Raw genomic sequence first — 7,615 nt, 5'->3', positions numbered from 1 at the left:
CAAGCAGTGAGGCTGGTATGTAGGCAAATCCGCATACCCCAAGGCCAGGCTGTGATGAGGAGCGAAAATTACAGTAGCGAAGGTCATGATTTCACACTGCCAAGAAAAGTCTCTAGCCAGGAAGCAGGTGCCCGTACCGTAAACCGACACAGGTGGGTGAGAAGAGAATTCTAAGGCGCGCGGAAGAACTCTCGTTAAGGAACTCGGCAAAATGACCCCGTAACTTCGGGAGAAGGGGTGCCCCGGTAGTGTGAATAGCACGAGGGGGCCGCAGTGAAAAGGCCCAAGCGACTGTTTAGCAAAAACACAGGTCTGTGCGAAGCCGCAAGGCGAAGTATACGGGCTGACGCCTGCCCGGTGCTGGAAGGTTAAGGGGAGTGGTTAGCGCAAGCGAAGCTATGAACCGAAGCCCCAGTAAACGGCGGCCGTAACTATAACGGTCCTAAGGTAGCGAAATTCCTTGTCAGGTAAATTCTGACCCGCACGAATGGCGTAACGATTTGGGCGCTGTCTCAACGAGAGATCCGGTGAAATTTTAATACCTGTGAAGATGCAGGTTACCCGCGACAAGACGGAAAGACCCCATGGAGCTTTACTGCAACTTGATATTGAACTGGGGTGCGATTTGTACAGGATAGGTGGGAGCCGTAGACATCGGAGCGCAAGCTTCGGTTGAGGCGCCGTTGGGATACCACCCTGATCGCATTTGAGTTCTAACCTCGTACCGTGATCCGGTACAGGGACCGTGTCAGGTGGGCAGTTTGACTGGGGCGGTCGCCTCCTAAAGTGTAACGGAGGCGCCCTAAGGTTCCCTCAGAATGGTTGGAAATCATTCGAAGAGTGTAAAGGCATAAGGGAGCTTGACTGCGAGACAGACACGTCGAGCAGGGACGAAAGTCGGGCTTAGTGATCCGGTGGTACCGCATGGAAGGGCCATCGCTCAACGGATAAAAGCTACCCTGGGGATAACAGGCTTATCTCCCCCAAGAGTCCACATCGACGGGGAGGTTTGGCACCTCGATGTCGGCTCATCGCATCCTGGGGCTGAAGTAGGTCCCAAGGGTTGGGCTGTTCGCCCATTAAAGCGGTACGCGAGCTGGGTTCAGAACGTCGTGAGACAGTTCGGTCCCTATCTGTCGTGGGCGTAGGAAATTTGAGAGGAGCTGTCCTTAGTACGAGAGGACCGGGATGGACGCACCGCTGGTGTACCAGTTGTTCCGCCAGGAGCATCGCTGGGTAGCTACGTGCGGAAGGGATAAGCGCTGAAAGCATCTAAGCGTGAAGCCCCCCTCAAGATGAGATTTCCCAGTATGTAAGACCCCTTGTAGACGACGAGGTCAATAGGTTGGGGGTGGAAGTGCCGCAAGGCATGGAGCTGACCAATACTAATCGGTCGAGGGCTTATCCAAATAAGCTAACACGCGATGTTTTCGTTTTCGGATTCAGTTTTCAGGGAGCAACACACCTGCACGTTTGGTAATGATGGCGGAGGGGTTCCACACGTACCCATCCCGAACACGACCGTTAAGCCCTCCAGCGCCGATGGTACTTGGACCGCAGGGTCCTGGGAGAGTAGGACGTTGCCAAGCAAAATAGTTTTATCCCTTCGGGGTTTTTTTTTCGCCGAAGGGTTAAGATTGTTTTTAATAGGTTGAAGCGTATGAAAAGTTACGCTGTTACTTTTTTAAGCGGCCCGTTGGTCAAGTGGTTAAGACACCTCCCTTTCACGGAGGTAACAGGGGTTCGAGTCCCCTACGGGTCATTAACATATACACTATGCCGGTGTAGCTCAGTTGGTAGAGCAACTGACTTGTAATCAGTAGGTCGGGGGTTCAAATCCTCTCGCCGGCACCATTTATTTTTAATATTAATTTGATTGCTATGGCGGTCGTGGCGAAGGGGTTAACGCACCGGACTGTGACTCCGGCATTCGTGGGTTCAAGTCCCATCGGTCGCCCTTTATAATCTTATAAAGAATTAGCTTGATATTAGTATTAAAATGATGTAAAATGTAATATGTATGTTAAATCAATACTATTACTGCCTAAATTGTATGAGTCATTAGCTCAGTCGGTAGAGCACCTGACTTTTAATCAGGGTGTCGAAGGTTCGAGCCCTTCATGACTCACCATTTTCTTATATGCGCGTGTGGCGGAATTGGCAGACGCACTAGACTTAGGATCTAGCGTCTCACGACGTGGGGGTTCAAGTCCCTCCACGCGCATAGATTTTGCGGACGTGGCTCAGCGGTAGAGCATCGCCTTGCCAAGGCGAGGGTCGTGGGTTCGATTCCCATCGTCCGCTCCAATCTTTATTCAGTGTAGAGCGTATATATTATATACGTTTTTATTCTACGCTTTAATTCATATAACAACTATATTTGTTTATAGTTGGCATGTGTAAGATTTGATTAACATGGTTATTCAGGTTTTATAATATACCTGATGTTAACCATATCCTCTTAATCCGCGGGTGTAGTTCAATGGTAGAACTTCAGCCTTCCAAGCTGATAGCGTGGGTTCGATTCCCATCACCCGCTTTATAAAAAAGGATGTCTGCATTATGCAGGCATCCTTTTTAGTTTTTTATTAATTTAATAGGCTAAAGAATGCGATAAGTGATAAAAGATTATGGATATAGGTTGAATAGTATTGGATAAAAAAGAAACAGCACAGAAGTAACTCTTATTCTGTACTGTTTCTTTTTGTATTACTTTGTTTTTTTATATTGCTTTGCATGTATTTCAAATATATTTTAAACGTATTTAGCTAGGTATTAGTTTTAAAAGATTATTTTAAATTCCAGCGTAAAATCATACCCATCTGGGTGAGTCCTGCACCAAAACCATATAGTAATACGGTATCTCCATTTTTTAATTTATGATCATCTCTTCCTAATTGCAAAGCTAGAGGAATTGAAGCAGAAGAAGTGTTGCCATACCATTCAGCACTGGTAAGTGTATGGTCTAGAGAAAATCCTGTTTTTTCGCAAATCGAATCGATCATTTTGAGATTAGCGCTATGTGGAACGAACCAATTAATATCGGTAAGGGATTGATTGGTCTGATCTAAAAGGTTTTGAATGCCTTTTGGTACTGTACGTACAGCCCATTTATAGACTTCACGACCATTTTGTACGATTTTGCCATTACCAAGCATCGCTTGATTATTGATTTGATCGGATAATCCGGTACGGTATACATGTTCTCCACCAGAACCATCGCTATCCATAAAAGTTCCTAGAAAGCTAGGTTGTTCTGGATCGTATTCGACTAAGGCTGCACCTGCACCATCACCAAATAAAATACATGTGCTGCGATCGGTATAATCTGTTATTTTGCTCATCGTTTCACTAGCAATCACTAGAATTTTGCGATGAAGACCTGATGTGATAAAGCTATTGGCTACATGAAGTGCATATACAAAGCCAGCACAAGTAGCATTGAGATCTAGTGCACCAGCACCTTTGATATTGAAATAAGATTGAATTTGAGTAGCTGTACTTGGAAATACATAATCTGAAGTTGTGGTAGCCACAATAATGAGTTCTACATCTTCCAAAGTACCTGGATAAGTTTTCTGTAGATTTTTGACTGCTTCTATTCCGAGTGTAGATGTGAATTGTTGCTCATTAGCAATACGGCGTTCTCTTATCCCTGTACGTTGAACAATCCATTCGTCAGACGTATCGACTAGCTGTTCAAGATCAGTGTTAGTTAAACGTTTGTCGGGGACATAAGTTCCTAATGCTGTAAGACGAGCTGTTGAATGATTGATAAAGATCACCTCTATATATGATTTGAATGATGTGTATACACTGGAGTAATTGATAATTTGGTTAGATGCTGATTATCTTGTAATACAATGACTGTATAAACCGATTGTATTGACAGAGTTAGATTATGATAGGGTATTTTATAAAAAGGTAGCATAATAATTGTATTTAACATCTTTTAATACTAGGTTATAGTACCAGGTACTAATTTATTTTAAATATAACCTATTTGAACAATATTGTAAATCGATTATTGATTTTGGGATGACTAAGTGATGTTGATATAGCTCGATTGGTTTTGAGGTAATAGTAAATGTTATAATGGAAGCATATGGAGTTATCATACCATACAGAATCATATTGTTTAAATCATGAGAAAAGTATATTTTAAATGATATGCTTTATTTTGCTTGTATGGACTGTTTTATAGTTGAAGTAGTATATAAGTTATACTATGTGGAAAGTGCTAATGATTCAGATCTGACGTAATTTATCATTTTCAGTGAGGTGACTATAGCAATGGATATCAGACAATTAACATTAGAAGATTTTGATGCACGAGCGGAATTAGGAATGTATGCTTTTCAATATCGTAAAACGGCAGAAGAACTGGAGAAAGAAAAACAACATTTTAAACCGGAAAGAACATGGGGCATTTTTGAAGAAGAGCAATTGAGCGCTCAACTGACATTGTTACCGTTACAAACGTACATACACGGGCAAGCTTTTGATATGGGTGGAATTGCAGGTGTTGCGACCTGGCCAGAAAAAAGAAGACAGGGATTGGTTGCGAAGTTATTAGATCATACACTGCAACAGATGAATGAAGCAGGGCAATCGATATCCTTTTTGCATCCGTTTCATTTTCCATTTTATCGTAAGTTTGGCTGGGAGACTTATATTGAATATCGTCAATATACTATTCCTACGAATAAGCTACCTGCTAAAGTTCAAGTTGAAGGTACAATAAAACGTGGTATTCGTGATTTGGATATTTTTAATGCTGTCTATGAAAAATATGCTTCTAATTATAATGGAACACTGGTGAGAGATACCGAGCGTTGGGAACGAAAATTAGTACCGAATAGTGATTTGTTTACCGCTGTTTATTATAATCCTCAAGATCAAGCTTGTGGTTATCTTATTTATGAGATCAAAGATCAGAAAATGAATATTAAAGAATTGGTATCTCTTGATGAACGTTCACGCCAAGCACTATGGACTTTTATTTCCAACCACGATTCAATGGTGACTGAAGTTAATGTGCAAGCACCGATTGATGATTCGTTGTCGTATCTGTTGAATGATCCGCGTATTGAGCAACAGATCGTTCCTTATTTTATGGCGAGAATAGTTAATGTTAAAACGTTTCTTGAGCAATATCCATTTACAGTTGGTAAAGTAGAATCGTTATCAATCCGGGTGAATGATGCGACAGCAGAGTGGAACAATGGGATCTGGGATGTGCTTATTAATGATGAAGGTAAAGCGAAAGTGAGTCGGCGTGAAGCTTTGCCAGAAGGTTTGCAACAAGATCTATGGGATCATAGTGATATTGATACAGATATTCAAGCATTAACTGTAGCATTGATGGGGTATAAACGTCCGTTAGCCTTGTATAGTTGGGGTAAATGGAAAGGCAAGTTAGAAGCTGTTCATATTTTGGAATCACGGATTCCTTTTGCTACCACACATTTGATGGACTTTTTCTAAGCACATGTGAATGAGTGCAGTATTAGTGATGTACGTATAGAGTGATTTTTTAGAATGAACGCTTTAACTGGTGGAAGTTCTTATAGAACGTGAAAGCATATGAATAGTGATACTGTAAAGGAATCATACAGTTCAAATCGTAAATATAAACAGTATGATTTTGCAATGATAATTAAGCTAAAAAAGCTTATCTCTCTACTGAAGTGCATTATACACTTTGTAGAGGATAAGCTTTTTTTTGAATATAGTTGTGCTTTTGCACTATCCGAGTATACTTTTGATGACTGAATGACTGAATGACTGAATGACTGAATGACTGAATGACTGAATGACTGAATGACTGAATGACTGAATGACTGAATGACTGAATGACTGAATGACTGAATGACTGAATGACTGAATGATATATAAAAGATTTCAAAAAAAGATAATTATGGTGTTAATGTAGGAGCTTGACGATGATGAGTGCCTTGTTCATAGCTATATGCTAATTTGATTAATGTGCTTTCATCAAATGGTCTACCTAAAAATTCAATTCCTACCGGCAATTTCTGATTGGTGAATCCAGCAGGAACTGTAATCGCAGGGAAGCCGGAAAAAGGGCTTAACCGATTATTGTCACCTGATACTTGTTCTTCACCGATCGTAGCTGCTGGTTGGGTAGTGGTTGGATAGATAATGGCATCTAGATTCTGGTCTGCCATTACTTTTAAAAGAGATTCGCGTGTAACCTTAGTACGGTTGAGTACGATATCTTTATATTCTTGAGTATCAAGTGTGGCTACAGTGTTACGTTTTTGCATCGCTTCAGCTTGCTTGGGATCAAATTGATTGGATGCTAGAATTTCGGTCAGATTATGATAAGGTGCATTTTCTCCTAAGCTTGCCAGATAATCATTGATTTGAAATTTAAATTCGTAACCACTAAGGCTAGGGTATTTCATAATTTGTTGTAAGTTAGGAATTTGGATAGGAACCGGTGTAGCTCCTAATCTTTTTATATCATCGACAGCCGTATAGACCACTTGAGTGACGGATTTTTCACTGTCTTTTGTATTATTGAACAATTCTGTTGCTATACCGATACGAGCTCCTTGCAGACCATCTGCTTGTAATGAATCGGTATAATTCGCAGGGATATGTCCAACACTATAAGCTGTAGCAATATCGTCTGCATCATAGCCAGCAGTAGCTTGTAATAATATCGCTGCATCTTCTACTGTACGTGCGATAGGCCCACCGACATCTTGAGTGAGAGCGAGTGGAATAATACCATCACGACTGCTTAAGCCTACTGTAGGGCGAATACCGACCAGACTGTTAAATGCAGATGGAATACGAATAGATCCACCTGTATCTGTTCCTAGACCTGCCGCTGCAAAGTTAGCAGCGATAGCAGCTCCTGTTCCACCGCTCGAACCGCCCGGGTAATGATCGAGTGCATAAGGATTCAGCGTCTGCCCTCCAAGTGAGCTTGAAGTAGTAATTCCAAATGCAAATTCATGCAGATTGGATTTGGCTAAAATAATAGCACCTGCTGCTTTGAGCATAGCGATCTGATCAGCGTCTTGATCTGGAATCGAATTTTGAAGACAGACACAACCTGCTGTTGTAGGCATATCGGCTGTATCGAAATTGTCTTTTACAATAATCGGTATACCATGTAAAGGCCCGCGTGCTCCTGTCGTAGCACGTTCTTTGTCTAATTGAGCTGCAATTTCAAGTGCTTTGGGATTGATCGTGAGAATAGCATTAAGCTTGATCCCTTGATCATCATATTTAGCAATACGATCTAAGTATTGTTGTACAAGCTGAACAGAAGTCAGACGACCTTCTTTCATAGCTGATTGCATCTGAGCAATCGTTGCTTCTGTAATCACAAAAGGTTCATTGGTTCCTGGAGAGCCAGCAGCTTGAGCAGAAGAGGTAACACCGTATGTACTGAATGGAGCAACAATTAACGCAATAACTGTAAACCACATAACAATTACTTTTTGATACTTTTTAATATGTTGGATATTAGACAAATAACTTCACTCCTTTGTAAGATATCATCGATTATTGTTGATACATGTAATTAATTATGTATTTTAGTGTTAAAAAAGATAACATGTCAATACAAAAGATC

At 41.2% G+C, this 7,615-nt stretch carries 3 protein-coding genes, 7 tRNA genes and 2 rRNA genes (1 of these 12 cut by a window edge); 10 read left to right on the top strand and 2 right to left on the bottom strand.

The window, feature by feature from the left end:
- The 9 genes from PQ460_RS20535 to PQ460_RS20495 form a co-directional block, all read left to right on the top strand.
- Nucleotides 1-1,409 (top strand): 23S ribosomal RNA (locus PQ460_RS20535); it begins 1,514 nt to the left of the window's first position.
- 63 nt (nucleotides 1,410-1,472) lie between these two features.
- A 5S ribosomal RNA gene (gene rrf / locus PQ460_RS20530) occupies nucleotides 1,473-1,589 on the top strand.
- Between the two features lie 101 nt (nucleotides 1,590-1,690).
- A tRNA-Glu gene (locus tag PQ460_RS20525) sits at nucleotides 1,691-1,762 on the top strand.
- A 16-nt stretch (nucleotides 1,763-1,778) separates the two neighbouring features.
- A tRNA-Thr gene (locus tag PQ460_RS20520) sits at nucleotides 1,779-1,854 on the top strand.
- A 30-nt stretch (nucleotides 1,855-1,884) separates the two neighbouring features.
- Nucleotides 1,885-1,957 (top strand) — tRNA-His (locus PQ460_RS20515).
- 98 nt (nucleotides 1,958-2,055) lie between these two features.
- A tRNA-Lys gene (locus tag PQ460_RS20510) sits at nucleotides 2,056-2,131 on the top strand.
- A gap of 11 nt (nucleotides 2,132-2,142) precedes the next feature.
- Nucleotides 2,143-2,224, top strand: a tRNA-Leu gene (locus PQ460_RS20505).
- Nucleotides 2,225-2,232: 8 nt separating this feature from the next.
- A tRNA-Gly gene (locus PQ460_RS20500) sits at nucleotides 2,233-2,307 on the top strand.
- A gap of 161 nt (nucleotides 2,308-2,468) precedes the next feature.
- Nucleotides 2,469-2,539 (top strand) — tRNA-Gly (locus PQ460_RS20495).
- 250 nt (nucleotides 2,540-2,789) lie between these two features.
- Here PQ460_RS20495 and PQ460_RS20490 read toward each other — a convergent pair.
- On the bottom strand, nucleotides 2,790-3,776 hold the full coding sequence (locus PQ460_RS20490; protein WP_274172982.1) for a ketoacyl-ACP synthase III: 987 nt from the start codon (nucleotides 3,774-3,776) through the stop codon (nucleotides 2,790-2,792).
- A 517-nt stretch (nucleotides 3,777-4,293) separates the two neighbouring features.
- Here PQ460_RS20490 and PQ460_RS20485 point away from each other — a divergent pair.
- Nucleotides 4,294-5,487 (top strand): GNAT family N-acetyltransferase, encoded by a 1,194-nt coding sequence (locus PQ460_RS20485; RefSeq protein ID WP_274170999.1) that lies wholly within the window; start codon nucleotides 4,294-4,296, stop codon nucleotides 5,485-5,487.
- A gap of 431 nt (nucleotides 5,488-5,918) precedes the next feature.
- On the opposite strand, the gene PQ460_RS20480 is transcribed toward PQ460_RS20485, so the two are convergent.
- Entirely contained in the window at nucleotides 5,919-7,469 is a 1,551-nt protein-coding gene (locus tag PQ460_RS20480; RefSeq protein ID WP_274172981.1) for an amidase family protein, read from the bottom strand.
- Nucleotides 7,470-7,615: the final 146 nt, after the last annotated feature.

Source organism: Paenibacillus sp. KACC 21273, from assembly GCF_028736095.1.
GTDB classification, from domain to species: domain Bacteria; phylum Bacillota; class Bacilli; order Paenibacillales; family Paenibacillaceae; genus Saccharibacillus; species Saccharibacillus kyungheensis.
The sequence above is the reverse complement of the archived record's forward strand: the minus strand, read 5'-3'. Positions and strand labels throughout refer to the sequence as shown.